The 24,631-nt window shown below is 30.9% G+C and carries 24 protein-coding genes and 1 tRNA gene; 5 read left to right on the top strand and 20 right to left on the bottom strand.

Annotated features, from left to right (window positions below; all coding sequences use genetic code 11):
* Positions 1-144 precede the first annotated feature (144 nt).
* The 6 genes from FYJ26_RS06420 to FYJ26_RS06395 form a co-directional block, all read right to left on the bottom strand.
* Entirely contained in the window at positions 145-873 is a 729-nt protein-coding gene (locus FYJ26_RS06420) for a TrmH family RNA methyltransferase (protein ID WP_154540799.1), read from the bottom strand.
* The gene (rplT, locus tag FYJ26_RS06415) at positions 873-1,226 is read right to left on the bottom strand and encodes a 50S ribosomal protein L20 (RefSeq protein WP_154540797.1); all 354 of its coding nucleotides are present in this window, start codon (positions 1,224-1,226) and stop codon (positions 873-875) included. Before rplT ends, FYJ26_RS06420 begins: the two co-directional genes overlap by 1 nt.
* Positions 1,227-1,238: 12 nt before the next feature.
* Complete coding sequence (gene rpmI / locus FYJ26_RS06410; protein WP_154540795.1) at positions 1,239-1,439, bottom strand: 50S ribosomal protein L35; 201 nt, start codon at positions 1,437-1,439, stop codon at positions 1,239-1,241.
* Positions 1,440-1,448: 9 nt separating this feature from the next.
* The gene (gene infC / locus FYJ26_RS06405; RefSeq protein ID WP_154540827.1) at positions 1,449-1,988 is read right to left on the bottom strand and encodes a translation initiation factor IF-3; all 540 of its coding nucleotides are present in this window, start codon (positions 1,986-1,988) and stop codon (positions 1,449-1,451) included.
* Between the two features lie 163 nt (positions 1,989-2,151).
* Positions 2,152-2,973, bottom strand: coding sequence for an alpha/beta hydrolase (locus FYJ26_RS06400; protein ID WP_154540793.1), 822 nt, complete (start codon positions 2,971-2,973; stop codon positions 2,152-2,154).
* 5 nt (positions 2,974-2,978) lie between these two features.
* Entirely contained in the window at positions 2,979-4,355 is a 1,377-nt protein-coding gene (locus FYJ26_RS06395; RefSeq protein WP_154540791.1) for an NAD(P)/FAD-dependent oxidoreductase, read from the bottom strand.
* Positions 4,356-4,450: 95 nt separating this feature from the next.
* Here FYJ26_RS06395 and FYJ26_RS06390 point away from each other — a divergent pair, with 95 nt between their 5' ends.
* The 4 genes from FYJ26_RS06390 to FYJ26_RS06375 all read left to right on the top strand — a co-directional run bounded on the left by FYJ26_RS06390 (position 4,451) and on the right by FYJ26_RS06375 (position 8,020).
* Entirely contained in the window at positions 4,451-5,095 is a 645-nt protein-coding gene (locus FYJ26_RS06390; RefSeq protein WP_154540789.1) for an SdpI family protein, read from the top strand.
* A gap of 73 nt (positions 5,096-5,168) precedes the next feature.
* The gene (locus FYJ26_RS06385; RefSeq protein WP_154540787.1) at positions 5,169-5,864 is read left to right on the top strand and encodes an AzlC family ABC transporter permease; all 696 of its coding nucleotides are present in this window, start codon (positions 5,169-5,171) and stop codon (positions 5,862-5,864) included.
* Positions 5,848-6,168: a branched-chain amino acid transporter permease gene (locus FYJ26_RS06380; protein WP_154540785.1), complete on the top strand. Its 321-nt coding sequence runs from the start codon at positions 5,848-5,850 to the stop codon at positions 6,166-6,168. The genes FYJ26_RS06385 and FYJ26_RS06380 overlap by 17 nt, the downstream gene beginning before the upstream one ends.
* A 103-nt stretch (positions 6,169-6,271) precedes the next feature.
* Positions 6,272-8,020 (top strand): phosphoenolpyruvate carboxykinase, encoded by a 1,749-nt coding sequence (locus FYJ26_RS06375; protein ID WP_154540783.1) that lies wholly within the window; start codon positions 6,272-6,274, stop codon positions 8,018-8,020.
* Positions 8,021-8,087: 67 nt separating this feature from the next.
* Here the strand turns inward: FYJ26_RS06375 and FYJ26_RS06370 are convergent, their stop codons facing one another.
* A complete protein-coding gene (locus FYJ26_RS06370) occupies positions 8,088-9,329 on the bottom strand; it encodes an aminotransferase class I/II-fold pyridoxal phosphate-dependent enzyme (RefSeq protein WP_154540781.1) in 1,242 nt (413 codons plus the stop codon).
* Positions 9,330-9,435: 106 nt separating this feature from the next.
* On the opposite strand from FYJ26_RS06370, the gene msrB reads away from it, so the two are divergent.
* Positions 9,436-9,870: a peptide-methionine (R)-S-oxide reductase MsrB gene (gene msrB / locus FYJ26_RS06365; protein ID WP_154540779.1), complete on the top strand. Its 435-nt coding sequence runs from the start codon at positions 9,436-9,438 to the stop codon at positions 9,868-9,870.
* A 45-nt stretch (positions 9,871-9,915) separates the two neighbouring features.
* Here the strand turns inward: msrB and iadA are convergent, their stop codons facing one another.
* From iadA to FYJ26_RS06300, 13 genes are all read right to left on the bottom strand, one after another.
* Entirely contained in the window at positions 9,916-11,046 is a 1,131-nt protein-coding gene (iadA, locus tag FYJ26_RS06360) for a beta-aspartyl-peptidase (protein ID WP_154540777.1), read from the bottom strand.
* Positions 11,043-12,485, bottom strand: coding sequence for a Na+/H+ antiporter NhaC (gene nhaC / locus FYJ26_RS06355; RefSeq protein ID WP_154540775.1), 1,443 nt, complete (start codon positions 12,483-12,485; stop codon positions 11,043-11,045). The genes iadA and nhaC overlap by 4 nt, the downstream gene beginning before the upstream one ends.
* A 335-nt stretch (positions 12,486-12,820) precedes the next feature.
* Positions 12,821-13,996, bottom strand: coding sequence for an NAD(P)-dependent malic enzyme (locus FYJ26_RS06350; RefSeq protein ID WP_154540773.1), 1,176 nt, complete (start codon positions 13,994-13,996; stop codon positions 12,821-12,823).
* Positions 13,997-14,005: 9 nt separating this feature from the next.
* Positions 14,006-15,364 carry a class II fumarate hydratase gene (locus FYJ26_RS06345; protein ID WP_154540771.1) on the bottom strand — a complete coding sequence of 453 codons (1,359 nt, stop codon included), beginning with the start codon at positions 15,362-15,364 and terminating at the stop codon, positions 14,006-14,008.
* Between the two features lie 14 nt (positions 15,365-15,378).
* On the bottom strand, positions 15,379-16,293 hold the full coding sequence (locus FYJ26_RS06340; protein ID WP_154540769.1) for a LysR family transcriptional regulator: 915 nt from the start codon (positions 16,291-16,293) through the stop codon (positions 15,379-15,381).
* A gap of 8 nt (positions 16,294-16,301) precedes the next feature.
* A complete protein-coding gene (locus tag FYJ26_RS06335; protein WP_154540767.1) occupies positions 16,302-17,018 on the bottom strand; it encodes an aspartate/glutamate racemase family protein in 717 nt (238 codons plus the stop codon).
* Positions 17,019-17,025: 7 nt separating this feature from the next.
* Entirely contained in the window at positions 17,026-18,324 is a 1,299-nt protein-coding gene (locus tag FYJ26_RS06330) for a dicarboxylate/amino acid:cation symporter (protein WP_154540765.1), read from the bottom strand.
* 15 nt (positions 18,325-18,339) lie between these two features.
* Complete coding sequence (locus tag FYJ26_RS06325) at positions 18,340-19,758, bottom strand: aspartate ammonia-lyase (RefSeq protein WP_154540763.1); 1,419 nt, start codon at positions 19,756-19,758, stop codon at positions 18,340-18,342.
* 364 nt (positions 19,759-20,122) lie between these two features.
* Positions 20,123-20,212: transfer RNA gene (locus FYJ26_RS06320), tRNA-Leu, on the bottom strand.
* Between the two features lie 69 nt (positions 20,213-20,281).
* On the bottom strand, positions 20,282-21,001 hold the full coding sequence (locus FYJ26_RS06315) for an amino acid ABC transporter ATP-binding protein (RefSeq protein WP_154540761.1): 720 nt from the start codon (positions 20,999-21,001) through the stop codon (positions 20,282-20,284).
* Entirely contained in the window at positions 20,994-21,692 is a 699-nt protein-coding gene (locus FYJ26_RS06310; RefSeq protein WP_154540759.1) for an amino acid ABC transporter permease, read from the bottom strand. Before FYJ26_RS06310 ends, FYJ26_RS06315 begins: the two co-directional genes overlap by 8 nt.
* Positions 21,693-21,698: 6 nt before the next feature.
* Entirely contained in the window at positions 21,699-22,493 is a 795-nt protein-coding gene (locus FYJ26_RS06305) for an ABC transporter substrate-binding protein (protein WP_154540757.1), read from the bottom strand.
* 689 nt (positions 22,494-23,182) lie between these two features.
* Positions 23,183-24,457, bottom strand: a complete 1,275-nt coding sequence (locus FYJ26_RS06300; RefSeq protein ID WP_154540755.1) for an O-acetylhomoserine aminocarboxypropyltransferase/cysteine synthase family protein — start codon at positions 24,455-24,457, stop codon at positions 23,183-23,185.
* Between the last annotated feature and the right edge of the window lie 174 nt (positions 24,458-24,631).

Below are 24,631 nucleotides of genomic sequence, written 5' to 3'. Positions count from 1 at the left end.
TGGTTATAAATAACCCACTTAATAACTATAACGCGTAACCGTATCAACTACTTAGTTTCGTATCAAAGCTGGGCGGTGAATTACTATACCGTTACAAGGTGGCCTCTCATCATCTACCACTTGCTTTGCTTGGATAGTATAGCTTTAGTCCGCTTTGGCTAAATTATTCATTAATATTGATGCAGCAATAGCTGCATTTAGTGATTCAATCTCACCTTGCATCTTTATAGATATAAAATCATTTGTAAGATTTCTTAAATCATTTCCTATCCCATTGGCTTCATTTCCTATAGCAAGAATTATCTTGTTAAAATCCTTAAAACAATCAGAACTTTTCCCATCCATATCTGCCAAAATAAGCTTGTAATCATTTAACAAATCTTTTACTTCATTTATTGAATATTCTAAAAAATTCAACCTAAAAATAGATCCCATACTAGCTCTTATAGTCTTTTCATTATAGATATCAACACAATTATTTAATAATATTATATCCTTAAAACCAAAAGCCTCAGCACTTCTTATGATGGTACCAAGATTTCCTGGATCTTGTAAGTGATCTAATAATAGTACTTTTTTTGAAGAAATATGTTTAGGGGCCTTAATCTTTAGACAAGCTGAAACTCCTTCAGGATTTTCAAGACTTGAAAGTCTGTTAAAAAGACTATTAGAAAAAACTATTTTAGGATAGTCTGTTTGAAAATCTTTCATATCTTCATTTACGAATATAAACAAAAGCTCCATATCAGGAGGAATTTGTTCTACTATTTTTATAGATTCTACTACAAAGACCCCATATTTTTTCCTATACTTCTTCTTTTTTAATTTATAAATATATTTATATTTTTCGTTAGAATCTGATTTTATAATCATTAAGCAGCTTGGTTAGCTAATTCTACTAATTTTGTAAATTCTTCAGGATTTGATACTGCTATTTCAGCTAGCATCTTTCTATTGATTTCAATGTTAGCTTTCTTAAGATTACCCATCAACTTTGAATAGCTTGTTCCATTTGCTCTAGCAGCAGCGTTGATCCTAGCAATCCATAACTTTCTGAAATCTCTTTTTCTTCTTTTTCTTCCAATATAAGCATATTGTAAAGATTTCATCACAGCTTGGTTAGCAGTTTTGAAAAGTAATGATTTTGAACCGAAGTAACCTTTAGCTTGTTTTAAAACTTTTTTATGTCTTTTTTTTGCATTTATTGCTCTTTTAACTCTTGCCATTTAATCCCCCTATTAGATGTTTAATAATACCTTGATGTTCTTTTGATCACCCTTAGATGCAATTGTAGATTTTCTTAATCTTCTTTTTCTTGCTGGTGATTTTTTAGCTGTAAGGTGTCCTTTATAAGCCTTATATCTTTTTATTTTTCCACTGCCTGTAACTTTAAATCTTTTAGCAGCTGCTCTTTTAGTTTTGATTTTGTTTTTAGCCATGTTAGCCTCCTATTTTTCTTCATTATTAGGTGAGATGAATAGTACAAGTGATCTACCTTCCATTTGAGGTTTCTTATCAATTTTAGCACTATCTCCAACCATTTCTATAAATTTATCTAATAAATCATAGCCTAAGTTTTTATGACCCAATTCTCTACCCTTAAACCTAACAGAAACCTTAACTTTATCTCCATTGTCAAGGAATTTCTTTGATTGATTTGCCTTTGTTGCTAAATCATGATCTTCGATATTAAGGCTAAATCTTGTTTCTTTAGTTTGAATAGTTTTTTGCTTTTTCTTGTTTTCTTTAGCTTTTTTCTCTTGTTCGTACTTATATTTACCATAGTCCATGATTCTTGCAACTGGTGGCTTAGCATTTGGTGACATTAATACTAGATCCAAATGTTTATCAAAAGCCCTATCTAAGGCTTCATTTTTAGATACTACACCAATTTGTTCTCCATCTTCATCAATTAGTCTAAGCTTATTGTCTCTTATTTCTTCATTAATTTTTAAATCTTTTATAATGTTCCCTCCGAATATATGCATAAAAAAATGGGTACTAAAAGTACCCATAATAAATCAATAATATATTAGAAATTTCTTCTAATAGAGATTGTAACCTGAAGACACAATTGTCGGCAGGTGAGTATTGGGTACTTCTTTAACTCTCTTTTGTTATGATACAAGATTCTTATTTTATTGTCAAATTTTATTTTTCAAAAAATTCATACATCATTTCAAACAAGAGCATTCTTTGATCATAATTTGTAAATGAATGATCAGTATTTTCAAGAACATGGTAGTTTGAATTTTTAAAACACCTATTTAGTTTGATATTAGACTCATCCAAAACAACATCATCAAGATCTCCCCTTATAATTTGAACTTCACCTTTATATAAACTTGCTTTTTTATATATGTCATAATCCATTATATCAAAAAGAAAATTCTTATGAATTCTAAGTCCTCCAACATCCAAATCTTTTATACTAACTAGTTTCTTTACCTTTTCTATATCGCTTAAATCTTTATCTCTATTTTTCTCATCAATATAATCATAAAGATTTAGGGCAGTTTTTTTCAAAAGCTCAAGATTGTTCATATCACTTGCTGGAGCAAGTAGGCTCATCTTTTTTGGTTTTAGTTCATCTGCTAGGAGAATACTTATAACACCACCCATAGAATGACCTATAAAGTAAATATTGCTATCATCCACAAAGTCTAAGTTTTTAGTAAAATCATAAATAATTCTTGCCTCATCAAGCTCCCTTGTTAGTGTCATATCATAAAATGAACCATCACTTTCTCCAGTACCTGAAAAGTCAAATCTTATACAAACATATCCCTTTTTTGTTAAATATCTTGAATTTAAAATCCTAAACCAATGTGATCCATCCCTATCTCCAGAAAAACCATGGTAGAAAAGAGCTGTTTTATATTTTTTACTTGAATCAAAGTCATCTGGTGTATTAACAACTCCCCTTAAAACTATTCCATCTTTCTTTTCTATATGCCTATAAAGGTATTTCATTTAAACTAATCTCTTTCATTTAATATTCTTGCCATAAGAACCCCTGATGCTGAAGCTTGGGAAAGCGAGTGTGTAACTCCTGACCCATCTCCAAGACAAAATAGGTTCTCTTTACTTGTTTCGAAATTTTCATCAACTTCAACTACTGAATTATAGAACTTAACTTCTATTCCATAAAGTAAAGTATCATCATTTGCCATACCTGGAGCAATCTTATCTAGAGCATAAATCATTTCTATTATGTCGTCTAATTGCCTTTTTGGCATAACTAGAGATAAATCTCCTGCCGTTGCATTTAAGGTTGGTTTTAAGAATGATTTTTTCATTCTTCTTTCTGATGATCTTCTTCCTTTGATAAGATCACCAAATCTTTGCATTAAAACTCCCCCACCTAGCATATTTGAAACTCTAGCTATTGATTCACCATATTCATTTGAATCCTTAAATGGTTCTGTGAATTTATTAGTAACTAATAGGGCAAAGTTTGTATTTTCAGTTCTTAAGGCAGGATCTGCATAGGAGTGACCATTAACTGTAATAATTCCATTTGTATTTTCTGTAACAACTTCTCCATATGGATTCATGCAAAATGTCCTTACAAGGTCATTATATTGCTTAGTTTGATAAACTATCTTTGCCTCATAAACTTGATCTGTTATGTGTTTGAAAACTTCTGCTGGAACTTCAACACGAACCCCTATATCAACCCTATTTTTCATTAAATTTACATCAAACTCTTGGCAAGTATCTGATATCCACTTAGAACCTGATCTTCCTGCTGCAAGAACTAGATACTTACATTTAATAGTTTCTGTTTTATTCGTATGAACATAGTAGAATCCATCTTTAAATTCAACTTCTTCTACCATAGTCATAAATTCAAAGTTTATTTTATCTTTAACTTGATTATAAATTTTTTGTAAGATTTCCCTATTTCTTTCTGTACCAAAATGACGAACCTTTGCTGTAAGAAGATGGAGATCATTTCTTAAGCATTCACTTTTTAAGTTAGTATTGTCAGTAGAATATAATTTAGCATCTCCCTTATCAAAGCTCATAAGGACTGAGTCAACATACTCCATTAAATCATAGGCCTTTTTTTCGCCTATGTAGTTATGTAAGTCACCACCAAAATTAGTAGTTATATTATATTTTCCATCAGAAAGAGTACCTGCACCACCAAAGCCATACATTATATTGCAAGGCTTACATCCTATACAATAATCTACCTTACCTTCTGTAATTGGGCATTTTCTTTGGTCTACTTTCCTACCTCCATCTATTATTAAAACAGACTTATTTGTGCCAAGCTTATTAAACTCATAAGCCATAAAAGCACCAGCAGCACCACTTCCTACTACAACTACATCAAATTCTCTCATAATCTTCCTTTCTTTTTATATAAGATATTCATACTCTAATATTGTATACTTTTATTTAAAAAATAGCTATAATTATATTATAAAAGGAGGAATTTATGAAAGAAAATAGGAAAAATTTATTACTATCATTTATTTTATTTCTTATATCAATAATTCTTGCAATTATTTATTATGATAGGTTGCCTGTAAGAATTCCTGTTCACTATGATTTTGACTGGCAGGTTGATATTTATGCCAAAAAAATTAATGCTCTATTGTTTATAGTTATATTTATGGTTCTAGTCTACCTTGCTCTTTATTTTATATTAACCCTAGATCCTAAAAGAAATGAACATGATGAGTCCTACAAACATATAAGCTTGTTAATAATTCCTATACTTAATCTTCTTATAATTGGCCTAACTATAAGAAAAACTTTTGACCCATCTTTAAATGTAGGAAGGATAATCGTAGCGGTTATAGCTGTTTTTATAGCTATAAGTGGAGTTTTCATGCCAAGAATAAAGAGAAACTATACTCTTGGAATAAGAACACCATGGGCCTTAGAAAATGACTATGTTTGGAAAAAAACTCAAAAGCTTTCTGGACTCTTACTTTTTATAAATGGAGTTTTTAGCCTGATAATTTTAGGATTTTCAGTAAAGATTGCCTTTATACTACTAACAAGCCTTTTTATTTTAACAATTATAGTTTCATTTATATATTCTTATCTAATTTATAATAACTTAGCAAATAAATAGCAAATCACTTATAATTGTGATATAATTATATAAATTTATAAAAATATTTATATAAGAGAGGAATAAAGAAAGAATGAAAATCGCATTTAAAAAGGCCTTTCCTTATACAGTACCAATTCTTTTAGGTTACTTATTTTTAGGAATAGCCTTTGGTTTACTAGCTAGTGAAGTAGGTTTATCCGCCATACAAACAGGCCTTATTTCAGCTGTAATATATGCTGGAAGTTTGCAATATGCCCTTATACCGATTTTTGCAAATCCAATTTCTTTAATATCGATAGCTATATTTAGCTTGTCTATAAACATAAGATATCTCTTTTATGGTCTTACACTTATAAGACCTTTTAAAAAGACAAAACACAAACTTTTCTTTATACACGGCCTAAGTGATGAAGCTTTTGCCCTTATAACAAGCCTTAAAACACCAAAAAATGTAAAAAGAGAAGATTTTATCCTTGCTATTGAAATTTTAAGCTATATATATTGGGTTTTTGCATGTTTTCTTGGAGGACTTTTTGGAGACTTTTTTGATATTAATACAAAAGAACTAGATTTTGTCTTAATAGCCATGTTTATGGCACTTTTTGTTGGAAATATAAAAGAGCCTAAAAAGGTAATACCTTCAATTATTGGTATTATTATTCCTTTTATATGCTTATTAATATTTGGAAGTGGTAGTTTTATGATCCCATCAATAGTTATAATTGTTATAGTTCTTCTTTTTTTCAGAAAGCAAATCGAGGAAAACAACTATGCAAAATTTTATTAAAATACTCATAACGGCAAGCCTAGTTACCTTTGTAATAAGGGCTGTTCCCTTTTTTCTTCTTAAAAATAAGGAGGTCCCTGATATAATAGATTATCTTGGAGAATATCTTCCTGCATCTATAATGGGACTGTTGGTAGTATATGCCTTAAAAGATACAAATCTTTCATCTCCATTTTATGGGATACCAGAAATCATCGCATCTATTGTTGTAATTTTGCTGCATTTATGGAAAAAAAACCTACTCTTATCAATTGCAGCTGGAACTTTTGTTTATATGTTTTTAATTCAAACGGTATTTATTTAATTTTGCAGGATTTATCCTGCTTTTTTTTATTCTTGTTTTTCACTCTACTTTGTTATATAATTAATAAAAATTATCAATAAAAATAGAAAAGAATGGAGATAATATGAGTAAAGAATTTTCAATAACAGGAAATAAGGTCATACTTAATTTTTCTGAGCAATTTTTCAATGATGTGGATGAACTATTAGATAGTAAATCTTTTCTCGATTTAACTAAGTCATTTATATCCTACCATAAAAATGAATCATCTAGAGTTTATGCATACATAGAGCAATTTTTTATTAATTCATCTGTAGAAAATCTAGCAATAGAGTTAGTAGATATATTAAAGCTTCTTACAGTTATGAATATAGAAGAAATATCATCAAAGATTAATAAATATCATAAGCTTGATGAACAAAAAGAAGGTGTTTTAAAAATAGTTGAAGAATATTATGACTATTGGAGAAATCTGGAAAGATATTCAATAATTGAGCAAAAAAAAGACTCTCGAGGGGTTGGAGTTGTAAATTTTGTTGAGCTTAATGAAAAACTAAAAAATCTGATTCTTCAGTCATATAGAAGAATTGAAATGAATATAACAGGTGCTTGGCCAAAGGTTTATAGACAAGTTCCAGCTGCCTGTGATGCTTCAATTATGATTAGGTATTTTAATAAGGACTTGCCAGAAATTTATAATAATTTAAATAAGATTCCTTTTATCACCCAAGTTATGATAGAAACTCCTTATATTACCTATACTAAGTCTAATAAAAGGGATGGTGTGTTTGAAGAAGTATATAAAAATCCAGTCTTGGATACTAATATAAATTATCCTCACTTTTTCTGCTATCCAGCCAAGGTTGGTGATAACCTAATATACATCTATTTTCACAGAGACTTGCTTACTCATGGGGTTTCTGCATCAAATCTCTTTGAGCTTGCAGAAGTAAAGGATATAGAAAATGAAAAACCAGATGCAATATATATCTATGGACCAAAAGATAAGGGAGAAAGGAAAAATTCTTTCTACTATGATAAGGAAAATGAACTTTATGTAGGATATATCGCTTATTCAGATAAGATTGATTATTTTGGCTACCTTAAAAAAATGGTTTTAACTTTAAACAATGTTATCAACATCAAAAAGGGCTATTTGCCAATTCATGGTGCAGGGCTTTCTGTAGTTTTACAAAACAACAAGACTGTAAATATAGTTATATTAGGAGATTCAGGAGCTGGAAAAAGTGAATCTATAGAAGCTTTCAGAACTCTCGCAAAAGATTATATTAAAGAGCTTACTATAGTATTTGATGATATGGGTTCTTTTAGAATTGAAAATGGAAAAGTATATGCTTATGGTACAGAAATTGGTGCTTTTGTAAGACTTGACGACCTAGATGCAGGCTATGCATTTAAGCAAATCGATAGGTCAGTTTTCATGAATCCTGATAAGGTAAACTCAAGACTTATAATGCCTGTTGCAAGTTTTGATGAAATAAATAAGGGATATGAAGTTGATTTTTTCCTTTATGCCGATAACTACTCAGCAGTTTTGGAAAATGCTAAGTCAATCGAATTACTTGACAAAAAATCTGAAGCTTTAAGAGTATTTAAAAGAGGAGGAAGACTTGCTAAAGGAACTACAACTGAAACAGGACTTGTACAAACCTACTTTGCAAATCCATTTGGACCTGTTCAAAAAAGAGAAGAATGTGATAAACTTCTAGATTTATACTTTGATACACTATATAAAAATAAGGTAAAAGTAGGTACTATAAAAACTCAATTGGGACTAGAAAATATGCAATTTATAGGACCAAGAGCTGCTGCTATAGAACTATTTGAGCTTATTAAAGAAATTGAAGACTAATAAAAAAGTGGATGTTACAAAGATTAATTCATTCTTTAACATCCACTTTTTTAATACATTATAAAATTTATTTATTTATAAAATCAATCGCATTCTTTATAAGCTTTGGACTTATCCTACACTTATCCTCACTTACAGCACAAACTGCAAATCTTAGGCCTTGTTTATTTGCTACTATGTATATATCATTTTCCTTAAGCTTTTCTGCGATTTCATCTGATCCATCACATGGAATAGATATGAAAAAACCACCAAAATAAGGAAGTGTAATAAGCCCTACTTCTTTAGAAGCTTCCATAAAAGCATCGGCTCTTTTTTGAAGTTTAATCCTATATTTCTCTAGCTCATCCTTATAAGATTTAGATTTTTCCTTATCTTTTTCAATTTCTGTAAGCAGAGTCATAGCAACGTGAGTTATATTTGACCAAGTTGCCCTATTTGAATGTTTCATTGAGTTAAATACAGAATCTGCTATTTCCTTTTTCTTAGATATAATTATACAAGCTCCTGCTCTAAGACCATAGGCTGTATATGATTTACTCATAGAATATGCAACTGTAGTAAGTATATTTTCTGGTAAGTATGAAAATTTCTCAAAAAATTTCTTTTGAGAGCCATCTCCTGCAAATTCTATATAGGCTACATCTAGAAGAATTGTTATATACTTTCCTTCTTTTGCCCTATCTTTAATAATATCTATAATCTTATCCCACATTGAATCATCAATAGTAAAACCTGTAGGATTGTTAGCAGGTGAGTTAAATACACAAACTACCCTATCTCTTTTATCAAGAGCATAATCAAGGGCTAGCTTAAATGCTTCAATATTAAAATTAAAGTCCTTATCTAAAAATTCATATGTCTTAAACTTTCTATTGAATTCTTCGCACATAGTCATATAGGCAGGCCAATACCAATTAGGACAGATTACATAATCACCTTCACCTAGAAGTGACCAAAATACATGTCTTACTGCACCTGTACCACCTACTGTAGAAATAGACCTAATAAATCCTTCTGGTCTATAGTTTCCAAAACATTTAGATATAACACCTTCTAAAAAGTCCTTATCGCCCTCTATTGCTCCATAACTTGCTATAGATCTCTTATCCATATTTTTTAAAGTATCGTATACACTATCAAAAGCAATCAGTTTTCCATCATCATCTATAAGGGCTCCTATAGTTGAATTAATAATCTTTTCTCTTCCCTTTTCCTCTATAGCTTTTTTTGCTTCACCGCCAACTTTAAAGATTGAATCTTCAAGGTTTGGCCATCTTGCATGATCAGCCAATATATTTTTTTCCATAATTTTCTCCCTATATTTTTATAATATTGTATCAGAATTTATTATAATTTTAAAGTAATACTTGGATAAATTTTTATTTTTAAGTAAAATATACAAGGAGGATATTATGGATAAAGATTTAAAAAAAGAAAGATTAAAAGAGCTTGATAAGCTATCTTATGAAGTTACACAAAATTCACTTACAGAGAAGCCTTTTTCTAGTAAATATGATAATTTTTTTGAAGATGGAATATATGTAGATAAGATTTCTGGTGAAGTTTTATTCTCATCAAAGGATAAGTTCAATGCTGGATGTGGTTGGCCTTCATTTACCAAACCACTTGAAGATAATATAGATGAATTTGAGGATTTATCTCATGGTATGGTAAGAACTGAAGTTAAGTCAAAAGATGGAGAAAGCCATCTAGGTCATGTATTTTCTGATGGACCAAAAGAGACTGGTGGGCTAAGATATTGCATAAATGGATCAAGTCTTATATTTATCTCCAAAGATGAACTTGAAGAAAAAGGATATGGCAAATATTTAACTTTATTTGAATAAAAATAGCAAGGCAATCTAGATCAAAATCTATCTGCCTTGCTATTTTTATTCATAGGTTCCTTTTCTTACAATTTTTTTATCTTTCATCATAAATAACCCATTTGAAATCACTGTATTTATATCTAAATTTTCATCAAGAAGTAGGAGATTAGCTTTATAATCTTTTTTTATTTTTCCTACTTCCCTATCAAGTTTTAAAGCCTTGGCTACATTTATAGTAAAAGGCTTTATGGCTTCTTTTAATTTTTCTCCTGACTTTACTATCTCTTTTATAGCAATAATCCCTGTATTAACTGGAGTATAGCCTATATCTAAAAGATTTCCATCATCATCATAAGTTGACCAAGATCCATATCCATCAGATGAGTAGGTTATTTTTTCTAAAACCCCCTTATCTTTTGCTTTCTTATAAGCATATGCATCATTTAGATAATCCTTACCCATTCCAGAGGTAAGATCAATATAGCCACCCCTTTTAGCAAAGTCTAAGGCATCTTCAAAAAGTGAAAGTTCCCTATTTACATGAGTTGGTCTAAAACATCCTATAGGTAGATTTGAATGTTTTAAAGCATCATCTATTAGTTTAAAATTAAACTTACCCCCTCCCATATGGATTGTAACATGACCTGATTTTCCTGAAATCATTCCAGCAACCCTAGCATCAGCTCCTATTCTTTGAAGTTCTTTATAATCAAGGCTAGAATCCCTATGATCATTCACTGCGATCTTGACTCCTATGAGTTGATCAATAAATATAATATCTTTTTTTATAGAACCTGTTATAGTCGGACTAGGATAAGCATAAGATCCTGTTAAACTATAAGTCTTTATTCCTTCCTTAGTTAAAGCTAGAGATTTAGCAACTAAGTTTTCTACACTTCTAGTTTCTGAATCAGTTCCTAGAAGACCGACTACTGTTGTAATACCAGCTTCTATAAGTTTTGATAAAGAAATTTCGGGAACTTTTGTATTAAATCCCCCTTCTCCACCACCACCTGTAATGTGAATATGTTGGTCAATAAGTCCTGGAATAACTATCATTTCTTTTCCGTCATATATGCAATCTACAGGATATTTCTTATCATCCTCACTAATATCTAAAATCTTATCATTGGCAATATAGATATTTGTAAGAGACTTATCTCCTACAATTTTTATATTTTTAATTAAAATCATTTGCTTTCTCTTTCTATTTTCAAAAATTCTTCCTTTTCCTTATCACTTATTTTTGTTATACCAATTCCAGTAAAGGCAAGTATTATAGCCATCATTATTCCTGTGTAATTTAATATAGCCCATGGAAGATAGGCTAAGGTTTCAACCCCTAAGGTAGCAGTCATATATGCTCCTGCTGCAGACCATGGTATAAGTGGAACTAAAACTGTACCTGAATCTTCTAAAGTTCTTGAAAGATTTTTAGGATGAAGATTTCTTTCAAGATAAATTTTTCTAAATAATTCTCCTGGTATAAGAATTGAAAGATAAGAATTTCCTGTAACAAAAGCAACTGTAAAACAAGATGCTATAGTTGATAAGATAACTCCAAAAGTAGACTTAACTCTCTTAAGTATTGCATCTAAAACTACATCAAGCATGCCAGATGTTGACATGACACCTGCAAATCCCATTGAACAAAACACCAAAACTGTAGTGGTTGTCATAGAAACAGCCCCACCTCGATTTATAAGGGTTTGAATATCATCAATGATATTAGCTTGAAAACCTGTCATTTCAATATTAAATCCATTTATCATAGAAATAAATCCATCCTTAAGACTGAAACCTTGGACAAGAACACCTATTACAACTGAAACTAAAGAGTTTACTACCATGGTTGGAAGTGTTGGATACTTAAGTATAGATCCTACAAGCATAATAATAACTGGTAAGATAAGTAAAATATTCCAATTATAAATTCCAGAAAGTTGATTTTGAATTAGGGCTACAGACTCACTACTTGTGACAGTTACATCAGCCCTAAGTCCTACAATAAGATAAACTATCATTGAAATTATTGATGCGGGAATTGTAGTATAAAGCATATGTTTTATATGTTCATAAAGATTTGAACCTGCAGCAAGTGGAGCTAGATTTGTAGTATCTGAAAAAGGTGATAACTTATCACCAAAATAACTTCCTGCAACTACTGCTCCTGCAGTTATAGGTAAGGACATATTAAGTCCTTGAGCAATTCCCATAATAGCAACACCAACTGTTCCTGCTGAACCCCAAGAGGTTCCTGTAACAGTTGATAGGACTGCTGTAATTAAAAAGGCACTTAAATATAAGAATCTAGGATTCATAATTTGTACCCCATAATAAATTATCATAGGTACAGTTCCTGAAAACATCCATGCCCCTATAAGAAATCCTACTGACCATAGAATCAGAGTTGCTGGGAGGGCTCTTGAAATCTTTTCTATAATTCCAACTTGAAGTTCTTCCCAAGTATATCCCAATTTCATTGCAATAATGCTTGCAAAAATAGTACAAAGTAAAATTATTGGCTCTGCCCTAAGTTTTAATATACCAACACCAATAGTTAAAAGAACAATCATTACAACTAAAGGTGACATAGCCTGTATAGTATTAGGTTTCTTTTTCTCTTTTTTCATATTATTCTCCATTTTTATATTTTATTTACATAATAATACAATAAAGAATGATAAAAAGTCAAGCAAAGAATTTATTAAAGTAAATTGTTAAATTAGTAGTTGTAGTCAAACTTTCCCTATAAGTATATAGAAAATTAAATGGGACTGTTGCAGAATGAATTAATCGTTCAAAATCATTACAAACTCCTCCACTACAATTTACCTACTTAAGTGGCAAGATATTCTCAAATTGTCTGTGAGTAACTTTTAATGATGCAACGTTAGAAATTCATAATTTTGCAACAGTCCCATTAAATTTAAATATATAGCTTTATTTATCTTAAAAATATAAATGCTTATTTTTGACTTATACCTTCTTCTTTAGCACAATCTGCAACAGCTTTTGCCACTACATCAGCAACTCTCATGTCAAATGGAGATGGTATAACGTAATCATCCTTAAGCTCTTCATCTGATATTAAGCTTGCTATAGCCCTTGCTGCTGTAATTTTCATTTTCTCAGTTATGGCGCTAGCATGAACTGATAGAGCTCCTTTAAAAAGACCTGGAAAAGCTAGAACGTTGTTTACTTGATTAGGATAATCACTTCTACCTGTTCCTACTATCCTAGCTCCTGCTTCTTTTGCATCCTCATAGGTTATTTCTGGATCTGGATTTGCCATAGCAAGGATTATAGGATTATCTTTCATGGATTTTACCATTTCCTTACTTATCTTATTTGGTACTGATACTCCTACAAAGATATCAGCATTTCTCATAGCCTCTTCCAAACTATAGTCTTTATTTTCCTTGTTAGTTTCTCTAGCAAGTTTATTATATAAATCTTTTGAATATTCTTCGCTTTCTTTTAATATTCCTTTTGAGTTAAAGGCAAAAATATCATTTATTCCAAAATCATTTAACATTCTTACTATAGATGAACCTGCAGCACCTACTCCTGAAATTACTACATTACAATCTTCAGGTTTTTTTCCTACAAGTTTTAGGGAATTTATTAAAGCAGCAATTGTAACTATTGCTGTACCATGTTGGTCATCGTGGAAAACTGGTATATCTAGCTCTTCTTTTAGTCTGGTTTCAATTTCTATACATCTTGGAGATGAAATATCTTCAAGGTTTATACCACCAAAAGTAGGTGAAACTTGTTTTACAAATTTAATTATCTCTTCCGTATCATTTGTATTTATAACAAGTGGAACTGCATTTAGACCACCAAATTTTTTAAATAAACAAGCCTTTCCTTCCATTACTGGTAAGGCTGCTGCTGCGCCTATATCTCCTAAACCAAGAACAGCAGATCCGTCTGATATTATTGCAATTGTATTTGCTTTTCCTGTATATACATATGCATCTTCTTCATTTTCATGTATTTTTTTGCAAGGTTCAGCTACTCCTGGAGAATATACTAAGGATAAGTCGTCCTTATCTTCTAGTTTTGTTTTTAATTCTGTTGATATTTTTCCTTGAATTTTTTTGTGTAATTCAAGTGCTCTCTCTTTTAAGTTGTCCATTTTTTCTCCTTATACCATTTTCTCAGGTTTTACTATCTTATCAAATTCTTCATCACTTAAATAAGCTAGTTCTTTATTTGCCTCTTTTAAAGTAAGATTCTTACTAAAGGCATATTTTGCAATCTCACTTGCCTTATCATAGCCTATTTTAGGTGAAAGACTTGTTACAAGCATAAGTGATTTATCAAGATTTTCATTTATTTTTCCTTCATTTGCCACAAGATTTCTTAGAAGTTTTTCTCTAAAACAATGGATAGATTTTGAAAGAAGTGTAATAGAGTTATCCATTGAATGAATTATAAGAGGCATATAGGCATTTAATTGTAATTGACCTTGGGTATTTGCCATAGAAATTGCTAGATCGTTTGCCAAAACTTTTATACATATCATGGTAATAGACTCAACTTGGGTTGGATTTACCTTACCTGGCATAATAGATGAACCCGGCTCGTTAGATGGTATTACAAGTTCACCTATACCACACCTTGGTCCACATGATAAAAATCTTATATCATTTGCAATCTTATAAAGATCTGTTGCCAATGCTTTTATAGCTCCGTGAACATTTACAAGACTTGATTTTGATGAAAGTTGGAAGAATTTATTTTCATCTGATTTAAGATCCATATCATATATTTTTGAAAGCTCTTTTGCCATCTCCTCTCCAAATTCTTTTTTGGCATTTATTCCAGTTCCTACAGCTGTACCTCCTATAGCGAGATACTTAAGTTCTTCTTTTACTTCCCTTAAAACTTTTAAATTTCTTTGTAGACATACCTTCCAAGCTGAAATTTCTTGAGATAGTTTTATAGGAGTTGCATCTTGTAGATGGGTTCTCCCTGTTTTTATTAACTTATCATTTTTTTTGATTAAATCATCAAAGCAATCAATAGTTTTTGAAACTTCTATTATGAGTTTTTCCGATAAATTTTTTAAGGTTGAAAGATGCATGGCTGTTGGAAAAACATCATTTGAACTTTGGCTCATGTTTACATGGTCATTGGGGTGAATAAGTTTTTCATCTTCATTAGCAATGTGGCTTATTACTTCATTTACATTCATATTTGTTTGAGTACCAGATCCTGTTTGCCATACCGTAAGTGGAAATTCATCATCAAATTCTCCACTTAAAATTCTATCACAGGCTTTAACAATCAAGTCTCTTCTCTTATCATCTAATTTTTTCTCAAGATTATTTACAATGGCTGCTGACCTTTTTATTGTAACTATGGCCATTATCTGAGAGTGTGGAATTTTTTCAACACCTTGAGGAAAATTTTCTAGAGATCTTTCTGTCTGTGCTCCCCAATAGTGATTGGATGGAACATTAACTATACCTAGAGAATCTTCTTCTTGTCTGTATTTCATTTCTTTACCTCAATTCAAAATTCTTCTTTAGCATAAGCTTTTAACATGTTTATAAATATTTTAGCAATTGGTCTTAACTTATGATTAGCTGAATAGTTTATCATAGTTGTCCTTGAAGATAAACCCTCCTTTAATTTAAAATAAATAACCTCTTTATAGTCTTCTTTTAGCATGGATTCTGGAAGAATTGCAAGACCTATATTTTCTCTTACACACTTTTGGGCTATAAAAATAGAATCTGTTTCAAGGATTGTCTTTAGGGTGTTTTCTGTAAACTCATCAAGCTCCTGGTATTGGAGCAGTAAATTTTGCCCTTTTTTCATTCTTATTATTTTTTGACCCATAAGTAATTTTGCATCTATTGAATGGATTTTTTTATTGTTATTTAAATTAATCTTTGAAATCAAAGGATTATCCTTTGAGATTGCAACATATACATTTTCCCTATAAAGGTTAATACTTTTTAAATCTTCATATTCATTAGTTTCATAGGTTATGGCAAAATCACATTCACCATTTAAGGCTAAGTTATTTAAGTCACTCGTCTTTGCCTCAACTAAGTTTACCCTTATACCTGGATAATTTTCATTGAAATCTTTTAAGACTTTGGATAGGAAATAGTAACTTTGATAATCAGTTGATCCCACTTTAATATTTCCTATCTTAAGCTTATTTACCTCTTCAATTTTTAATAGTGTATCTTCTTTTAATTTTTCTATTTCTTCAAGGGACTTTTTATAAATCTCACCTGCTTCAGTCAGTCTTATTGGCTTATAATCCCTATTAAAAATCTCAATCCCAAGCCTATTCTCAAGCCTTATTATATACTGACTTAAGGCTGATTGGGATATATAAATTTTCTCAGAAGCCTTTGTTATAGAACCATACTCTAAAATCGTGGATATATATTCTAAGTCCCTATCTGACATAATATCTCCTATATTTCTATATTTTTCTGAAGCTTAAGCCCTAGCCTTAAACTTTCCTTTACTAATTCTTTTTCACTATCTATAAGTGGATACTTATCTCTTTTTTCATCCTCACTATTTATAAAACTTGCCTCAGTACAACCTATAATGATATAGTCTGCTCCCTCTTCCATCATTTTTTCTAATGTTTTGTGATATCTTTCAAAATTGACAGTACCATTTTCCTTAACATCCTTATAAATACAAGTATTAACCATCTCCTGAAGCTCATTTGATGATTTTAATACCTTTTGCTTGGATTTTTCAATCACTTCATTAAATAAGCCAGACTTTATACTTCCTTCTGTTGCAAAAAGTCCTATTGTCTTATCCTTGCCAAGTTCTTTAAGTTTTTTTTCTACAAGCTCAATCATATTTATAATTGGCTTTTTTGTAAGTTTTTGTAAATCATCATAGAAAAAATGTGCTGTATTACAAGTTATTACATAAAAATCAGGATTAAGTTTATCCACACTTTCTATATCTTCTTTTAAATATTCAAGCGGATTCTCCTTAGACTTTTTTAAAATAAAAGATGTCCTATCTGGTATAGTCGCATGATTTAAAACAATATAGTTTAGGTACTCTTGGTCAGAATCTGGTCTGTAAGCCTTATTTAAATCATTAAGAAAATTGGTTGTAGCCAATGTTCCCATGCCTCCCAATATTACAAAAAAATCTCTCATAAAGCACCTATAAACCTACTTCTTCCATAATTGGTTTTTCATCTGATAAATATCTTTCTTTATCAAGTAATCTCTCTTGTGTTGCTGATATAAATGTTGCAACAACGTCACCTGTTACATTTAGAGCTGTTCTAAACATATCTACTATTCTTTCAACACTCATAATAAGACTTACACCTTCAACTGGAAGTCCTACTGATGATAAAACCATTGAAAGCATAATCATACCACTTCCTGGAACTCCTGCTGTACCAATTGATGATAAAACAGCAGTTAAAACAACTGTTACAAGGTTACCGAAAGTTAAGTCTATACCATAAGCATTTGCTATAAATATAACCGCACAACCTTGATAAATTGCTGTACCATTCATGTTTATAGTAGCACCTAATGGGATTGTAAATGATGATATCTCACGAGGTATACCAAGAGTATCACATGATGATAAAGTTAGCGGTATGGTTGCATTTGATGATGCTGATGAGAAGGCAAAAGTATAAACTGGAAATACCTTCTTTAAAAAATGCATCGGACTTGACTTTGATGTAAGAACTATAAGCGGTAAGTAGGCAAGAAGTATTACTATCACCATTGAACCTAAAACTGACGCTAAGAAAGTTAGTAGTGGTCCTACTATTCCAAGCCCTATGTCTGTAAAAGTTCTTGCTATAAGAGCAAATACGCCAATAGGTGCTGCCTTCATTACAAGAGCAGTTACCTTCATCATAAAGTCATTTCCTGCTTCCATTAAATCTTCTAATGGTTTTAACTCTTCTCCAAATCTTCCTACTATTATACCTGTAATAAATGCCCAAAATATTACTTGAAGCATATTACCATTTGCAAGTGCTTCTATTGGGTTTTTAGGAATTATATTTACTATAGTTTCAATTAGGGTTGGTGCCTTTTCAGCATCAGCTGCAGGGGTTGATGAATTTGCAGCTTCTACAAGATTCATTCCGACACCTGGTTTTAACATTTTTGCTAAAAATAAAGCAACTGCTACAGACAATGCTGTTGTAATCAAATATAAAACTAAGGTTCTTATAGCCACCCTACCAAATTGGGAAATATCCCTCATTTGCATTACGCCTGTACCTATCGAGAAGAATACAAGTGGTACTACAAGCATTTGTAATAATCTAACAAAGCCTTGTCCAAATAGGTAAAATACCCCATCTATTAAAACTGATTGTTTAAAAAATCCATCAGGAATTATATAATGTAGTCCTATACCTACTACAAGTCCTATGAGCATAGATAAAAGTATTTTTTTAGTGGGGCTCATTTTCTTTTTTTCAGTCATATCATCCTCCAAAAATTATTTTTCATTTAATTGATCCTCTTCCAAGATTCCAGGTGTAATCATTTTCTTAAAGTCAAGCATCTTATCAAGTTCATCTTCAGAAATAAGTCCTTCTTCTAATACAAGCGCTCTTATAGTTTTACCTGTATCTTGAGCTTTGTGGGCTAGTTCACTTGATTTTTCATAACCTATATGAGGTGCGAGGGCTGTTACAAGTCCTATACATTTTTCTACCTCATCTTGAAGTTTTTCTTTATTGGCTGTAATACCATCAATGCAATTTACTCTAAGTGTATAGATTGCTCCTTTTAAGGCTCTTAAAGATTCGAAAAGTTTGTAAAATATAACTGGTTCAAAGGCATTTAATTCAAGTTGACCTGCTTCTACTGCCATTGTTACAGTGGTGTCATTACCTATAGCTGCAAAAGCAACTTGATTTACCACCTCTGGTATAACTGGATTTACCTTACCTGGCATAATAGATGAACCTGCTTGTCTTACAGGTAGGTTTATATCACCTATACCAGTTTGAGGACCTGATGACATAAGTCTTAAGTCATTTGAAATCTTTGAAAGAGATGTGGCAAAAGTCTTGAGAATTGATGATGAAAAAAGAAAAGAATCAAGATTTTGTGTACCATCTACTAAGTCTTCTGCTTGTTTTAAATCAAGTCCTGTAATCTCTTTTAAAACACCTACAATTTCTTTAACATAAGTACTATCTGCATTAAGACCTGTTCCTATTGCAGTAGCACCAAGATTTACTGAAGATAAGATTTTTATTGCACTATCCATCCTCTTATAGTCTCTTTTTATAGCACATTTATAAGCGTTAAATTCTTGCCCTAAACTAATTGGAACAGCATCTTGTAATTGAGTACGACCCATCTTATAAACATCTTTAAATTCTTCAGACTTTTTTTCTAAAGATGCTAAAAGATTTTCACACTCATCTTTTAATTCAATAAAATATCTAATAAGTGCAATTTTTCCACTTGTTGGAATAACATCATTAGTAGATTGACCCTTGTTGACATCATCATTTGGATGAACCATGTCATATACACCAAGTCTTCCTCCAAGTTTTTCATTTGCAATGTTTGCAATAATTTCATTAGCATTCATATTATAGCTTGTTCCAGCACCGCCTTGAATAGGATCAACTATAAAATTATCTCTATATTCTCCATCTAAAAGCTTGTCGCACGCATACAAAATAGCATCCTTTTGCTCAGTTGTTATCAAATCAAGCTTTTCATTTTCTATAGCACAAGCTTTTTTCACTTCAATTAAAGCATCTAAAAACTTATCATCAGCTTTAAGCCCTGTTATAGGAAAATTTTCTTCTGCTCTTTTGGAATTGGCACCATAATAAGCATTTTCTAAAATATCCATCTCACCTACTGAATCATGTTCTCTACGAAACCTAGTCATTTTATCCTCCATTCGATTATAATAAATAAGACCCAATGTTTACAAATATTATTATATTGTAAACGTTTTTACATGTAAAATTATAACTTTATCATATAATCCATAAGCTTAAACTTATATACCTTGATTTGAGAATGTTAAAGACTTGCAAATTTCTAAAATTTTATAAAACTTTTAGAAAGATATTTAAAAAATTCAAATAAAACATTTTTTATTTGATAAGTATTTACTTGTTTACTTTTATCAAATAAATTATAAGAAAATTTAATTTTCAAAAATTATGCTGTTAAAAATAGATATTAAATACTATAAAATTTTAAATAAAAAAAAGAAATGTCTATAAAACATCCCTCTTTTTTTAATATGGTGCAGGATAGAAGACTTGAACTTCCACGTCCTAAAATCGGACACAAGATCCTTAGTCTTGCGCGTCTGCCAATTCCGCCAATCCTGCGAATTACTTTTATATAATACAATAATTCTTATATTTTGTCAAATAAAAAAGAGGATTTTTTCCTCTCCTTTATAGGACTTTTGATAAGAATTCCTTAGACCTATCTTCTTTTGGATTATTGAAGAATTCTTTTGGATTTTTACTTTTTTCTACGATTTCACCATCATCCATTATGATGATTTTATTTGAAACTTCCTTGGCAAATTCCATCTCATGTGTAACTATAGCCATAGTCATCCCCTCTTCTGCCAAATCTTTCATAAGATCAAGTACATCCTTTACCATTTCTGGATCGAGCGCACTTGTTGGTTCATCAAAAAGCATTAATTCTGGTTCCATCATAAGGGCTCTTATTATAGCAACTCTTTGTTTTTGACCACCTGAAAGTTCATCTGGATAAGATTTCTTCTTGTCAGATAAGCCTATTTTTTCTAAAAGCTCTAATGCCTTCTTTTCTGCATTTTCTCTATTCATCTTTCCTGTATTAAGAGGAGCAGCTAAGAGATTATCCATTATATTCATATTTGAAAAAAGATTAAATTGTTGAAATACCATTCCTATTTCTTCTCTTAGCTTATTTATATTTAAGTCATCTATATTTTTATCATGAAAGTAAATATTTCCAGATGATTTTTCTTCAAGCTTATTTAAGCTTCTTAATAGAGTTGACTTACCTGAACCCGAAGGTCCAATTATAGCAAGTATATCCCCCTTATCAATTGTTAAATTAATTCCTTTCAATACCTCTTTGTCTTTAAATGACTTTCTTAGATTTTCTACCTTAAGCATGGGCTAAATTCTCCTCTATCTTATTAAATATCTTCTCTAGAATTAGTACAATTAGTAAATATATAAGGGCTGCTACAAAATAAGGTATTGCTGCAGAAAATGTCCTTGATATAATTATTCCCGCTCCCCTAGTAAGGTCTACTAGACCAATAAATCCTGAAATTGATGTTTCTTTAAATAAGGTAATAACTTCATTTCCTAAAGCAGGTAATGCATTTTTAAAAGCTTGGGGTATGACTACAAGCTTCATTGTCTTATCATAAGATAAGCCTAAACTTCTTGCTGCTTCTATTTCACCTTTATCTACTGAATTAATACCACCTCTAAAAACTTCTGACATATAAGCTGCTGAGTTTATTGAAAAAGTAACTATCGCCACAAGCAAAAGTGACTCAGCATTTACCAAAATTACATTAAATACTATAAGAAGTTGTATAGTTGATGGTGTTCCTCTTACTATAGTTACAAAAATATTGAATATTCTAGCTAATATTTTTATAAAGATGGCTTTAAAGGACTTATCTTTAGGGTCTATATTCTTATCATAATCTTTTACAATAGCAATGAGCATCCCTATTATTAAAGAAAAAAATAGGGATACTATTGTTACAATAAGGGTAGTTTTTAGACCATCAAGTAGATAGTTGTAGTTACTATCCTTTATTAAGCTGTTATGAAATGCTTCTATCATGTTTTATTACTTACTTTCTATATATTTATTTACAATCTTATCAATAGTTCCATCTTCTTTAAGCTCTTTTATGGCCTTATTTACTTCTTCAAGAAGTTTATCATTTTTCTTATCCAATGCTATAGCATATTCATCATCTGCAAGAGACTTTTCTAATACTTCAAGTCCTTCATTAGCTTCTGCGAATTTTTTCACGGTTTGTTCATCAAGAACCACTGCATCTATTTTTCCACTATTTAGGGCAACTACTGCATCAGAGTTTTTATTAAAAGATTGAACATTTTCTTCACCATATTCATCCTTAGAAACAGCTTCACCAGTTGTTCCTAATTGGGTCCCAATTTTCTTCCCTTTTAAATCTTCAGGGCTTTTATATCCTGAGTCCTTTTTAACCAAGACTTTTTGAACTGACTTAGCATAAGTATCTGAGAAGTTTACATTTTTCTCACGCTCTGGTGTTTTAGAAAGTCCAGATATACCACCATCAAGTTTTCCTGATTCTATTGATGCAATTATATTTGCAAATTCCATATCTTGGATTTTGACTTCCATTCCAAGTTTTTTTCCAACTGCTTCTGCTATTTCTGCATCAATTCCAACAATTTTGTTATTATCGTCATAAAATTCGTATGGTGGAAAGTCAGCGCTTGTTCCTAAATCAAGTACACCATCACTAACTAATGATGTATTCTTTTTATCTGTGCTTGCGTCATTTGAAGCACTTTCCTTATCTTTTGATCCACAAGATGCAAATACTGTTATTGCTAATCCAACTAATATTAATTTCTTCAAGTTTTTCATAATATATCTCCTATTTTTTAATATTCCAGTTTAAAGCAAATAAAAAAGTCCTCACCCCAAAGGGACGAAGGACTCGTGATACCACCCATCTTCATCTATATTTCACAAAATAGACCTCATCAAGTACGTACATACTCTAACTCTTTATCGGGAGTTCCCGTATGGCTTTTTTCTTAGGCCATAAGCTCCAAGTTTCTCTTCCATAGACTTCCACTTATCCTCTTACACTCTACAGGACTCGCTTTAAGCTTTAGTAAATGTACTCTTCTCATCAACGCTTTTATTGCTTTAACTTGTAATGTATTATATAACCTTAAAATTTATTTGTCAAATATTTTTTTATTTTTTTAAATAAGTATTTTAGGATATTAAAAAATTAAAGTGAACTACTATAAAAATTTTTCTACATACATACTTGCAAGTTTTTACTAAAATATACAATAATTAACTTTCATAAAACTATAAAGCAAATACTTTTTATATTAAAGTTTAAAGCTAACAAACTAAGATCTATAATAATATCAAAGAATATTTTAATTTATTTTGTTATTAATTATAGAAGAATTAGTTTTGTTATAAATATATTGTATGGTCTTTTGCGATGAGCTGTTTTATCATTTTTTACAAATTCTTTAAAAAGTATTATCTTGTTAAATAATCTTATACCATCTAAACTTTATCACAAGCTATCAAGCATTAAGGGCATTTTCTATATCTTTTAATATGTCTTCTATATCTTCTATCCCTATAGATAATCTTATAAGAGATGGACTTATTCCTACTTCTTTAAGTTGTTCATCCGATAATTGTCTATGGGTTGAGCTTGCAGGATGGAGGGCATATGATCTTACATCTGATACATGGACACATAAGGTTAAAAGTTCTAAGTTTTCTATAAACTTCTTAGCCTTTTCACGCCCTCCCTTTATTTCAAAAGAAATAACTCCTCCACCACCATTAAGGTATTTTTGTGAAAGTTCATAGTCCTTACTTGATGGAAGGTAGGCATAGTTTACACTCTCTACCTTATTAGATTCTTCTAAAAATTTTGCAACTTCTAAGGCATTATCACTTGTCTTTTTGAGTCTTAATGAAAGCGTATCAAGTCCAAGATATGTCAAATAAGCATTGAAAGGAGATAGTATTGCTCCTAGGTCCCTAAGTCCCACTGTTCTAATTCTTGCAGCATAAGCAACATTTCCAAAATGTTTGGTATATATTAAACCATGGTAAGACTCGTCAGCCTCATTTAGGTAAGGGAAATTTCCCTTAGTCCAATCAAACTTTCCACTATCTACTATAATTCCACCCATGGCCGCTGCATGACCGTCTAAGTATTTTGATGATGAGTAGGTTACTATATCACAACCAAAGTCTATTGGTTTTACAAGAGCTGGTGTTGCAAGTGAATTATCAAGTATAAGGGGGATATTATTTTTATGAGCAATTTTTGCATAAGCTTCTATATCAATTACATCCGCTCTTGGATTAGATAGAGTTTCTCCAAAAATCAATTTTGTATTTTTATCTATATTTTTTTCTAATTCTTCTAGGTCATTTGAATTTACAAACTTTGTTTCAATACCAAAATTTTTAATTGTAGTTGCTAAAAGATTAAAAGTTCCACCATATATATTGTTTATAGCTACTATATTGTCTCCACTTCTCGCTATATTTAGTACTGCAAGTAGGTTTGCAGATTGACCACTAGATGTACTTACTGCTGCTATGCCACCATCTAAAGCAGCTGTTTTTTTCTCTAGGGCATCATTCGTCGGATTACCTAGTCTTGTGTAGAAAAATCCTGACTCTTCTAAGTCAAACAATTTTGCAACTGTGTCAGTACTATCATATTTAAATGTTGTTGATTGAACTATTGGAGGAATTCTACTTTCTCCATTTTGTGGATTATAACCTGCTTGTGCACAAAGTGTATCAATTTTCGTGAATTTTTCTTTAGTCATTATTATTTCTCCTTAATTTTATCATAGATAACAAAAAAGAGCCTTCTCCTAAAAAGGACGAAGACTCGTGTTACCACCTTTATTCTTCATATGCTCATGCATATGAACTCATCAAGTACTAGCATACTCTAAGCCCTATAACGGGAGCACCCGGAAGAATCTCAATATCGATAC

This window comes from Anaerococcus porci (assembly GCF_009696575.1).
GTDB lineage: Bacteria > Bacillota > Clostridia > Tissierellales > Peptoniphilaceae > Anaerococcus > Anaerococcus porci.
This window is presented reverse-complemented; position numbering and strand designations above follow the sequence as displayed.

Coding starts and splice junctions, on each gene's coding strand:
- FYJ26_RS06380 (WP_154540785.1), top strand. CDS start 5,848: ATGCAAAATTTTATTAAAATACTCATAACGGCAAGCCTAGTTACCTTT.
- FYJ26_RS06390 (WP_154540789.1), top strand. CDS start 4,451: ATGAAAGAAAATAGGAAAAATTTATTACTATCATTTATTTTATTTCTT.
- rplT (WP_154540797.1), bottom strand. CDS start 1,226: ATGGCAAGAGTTAAAAGAGCAATAAATGCAAAAAAAAGACATAAAAAA.
- FYJ26_RS06330 (WP_154540765.1), bottom strand. CDS start 18,324: ATGACTGAAAAAAAGAAAATGAGCCCCACTAAAAAAATACTTTTATCT.
- FYJ26_RS06335 (WP_154540767.1), bottom strand. CDS start 17,018: ATGAGAGATTTTTTTGTAATATTGGGAGGCATGGGAACATTGGCTACA.
- FYJ26_RS06400 (WP_154540793.1), bottom strand. CDS start 2,973: ATGAAATACCTTTATAGGCATATAGAAAAGAAAGATGGAATAGTTTTA.
- FYJ26_RS06350 (WP_154540773.1), bottom strand. CDS start 13,996: ATGGACAACTTAAAAGAGAGAGCACTTGAATTACACAAAAAAATTCAA.
- FYJ26_RS06375 (WP_154540783.1), top strand. CDS start 6,272: ATGAGTAAAGAATTTTCAATAACAGGAAATAAGGTCATACTTAATTTT.
- FYJ26_RS06325 (WP_154540763.1), bottom strand. CDS start 19,758: ATGACTAGGTTTCGTAGAGAACATGATTCAGTAGGTGAGATGGATATT.
- FYJ26_RS06300 (WP_154540755.1), bottom strand. CDS start 24,457: ATGACTAAAGAAAAATTCACGAAAATTGATACACTTTGTGCACAAGCA.
- FYJ26_RS06385 (WP_154540787.1), top strand. CDS start 5,169: ATGAAAATCGCATTTAAAAAGGCCTTTCCTTATACAGTACCAATTCTT.
- FYJ26_RS06395 (WP_154540791.1), bottom strand. CDS start 4,355: ATGAGAGAATTTGATGTAGTTGTAGTAGGAAGTGGTGCTGCTGGTGCT.
- FYJ26_RS06370 (WP_154540781.1), bottom strand. CDS start 9,329: ATGGAAAAAAATATATTGGCTGATCATGCAAGATGGCCAAACCTTGAA.
- nhaC (WP_154540775.1), bottom strand. CDS start 12,485: ATGAAAAAAGAGAAAAAGAAACCTAATACTATACAGGCTATGTCACCT.
- rpmI (WP_154540795.1), bottom strand. CDS start 1,439: ATGGCTAAAAACAAAATCAAAACTAAAAGAGCAGCTGCTAAAAGATTT.
- iadA (WP_154540777.1), bottom strand. CDS start 11,046: ATGATTTTAATTAAAAATATAAAAATTGTAGGAGATAAGTCTCTTACA.
- msrB (WP_154540779.1), top strand. CDS start 9,436: ATGGATAAAGATTTAAAAAAAGAAAGATTAAAAGAGCTTGATAAGCTA.
- FYJ26_RS06420 (WP_154540799.1), bottom strand. CDS start 873: ATGATTATAAAATCAGATTCTAACGAAAAATATAAATATATTTATAAA.
- FYJ26_RS06315 (WP_154540761.1), bottom strand. CDS start 21,001: ATGCTTAAGGTAGAAAATCTAAGAAAGTCATTTAAAGACAAAGAGGTA.
- infC (WP_154540827.1), bottom strand. CDS start 1,988: ATGCATATATTCGGAGGGAACATTATAAAAGATTTAAAAATTAATGAA.
- FYJ26_RS06310 (WP_154540759.1), bottom strand. CDS start 21,692: ATGATAGAAGCATTTCATAACAGCTTAATAAAGGATAGTAACTACAAC.
- FYJ26_RS06340 (WP_154540769.1), bottom strand. CDS start 16,293: ATGTCAGATAGGGACTTAGAATATATATCCACGATTTTAGAGTATGGT.
- FYJ26_RS06345 (WP_154540771.1), bottom strand. CDS start 15,364: ATGAAATACAGACAAGAAGAAGATTCTCTAGGTATAGTTAATGTTCCA.
- FYJ26_RS06305 (WP_154540757.1), bottom strand. CDS start 22,493: ATGAAAAACTTGAAGAAATTAATATTAGTTGGATTAGCAATAACAGTA.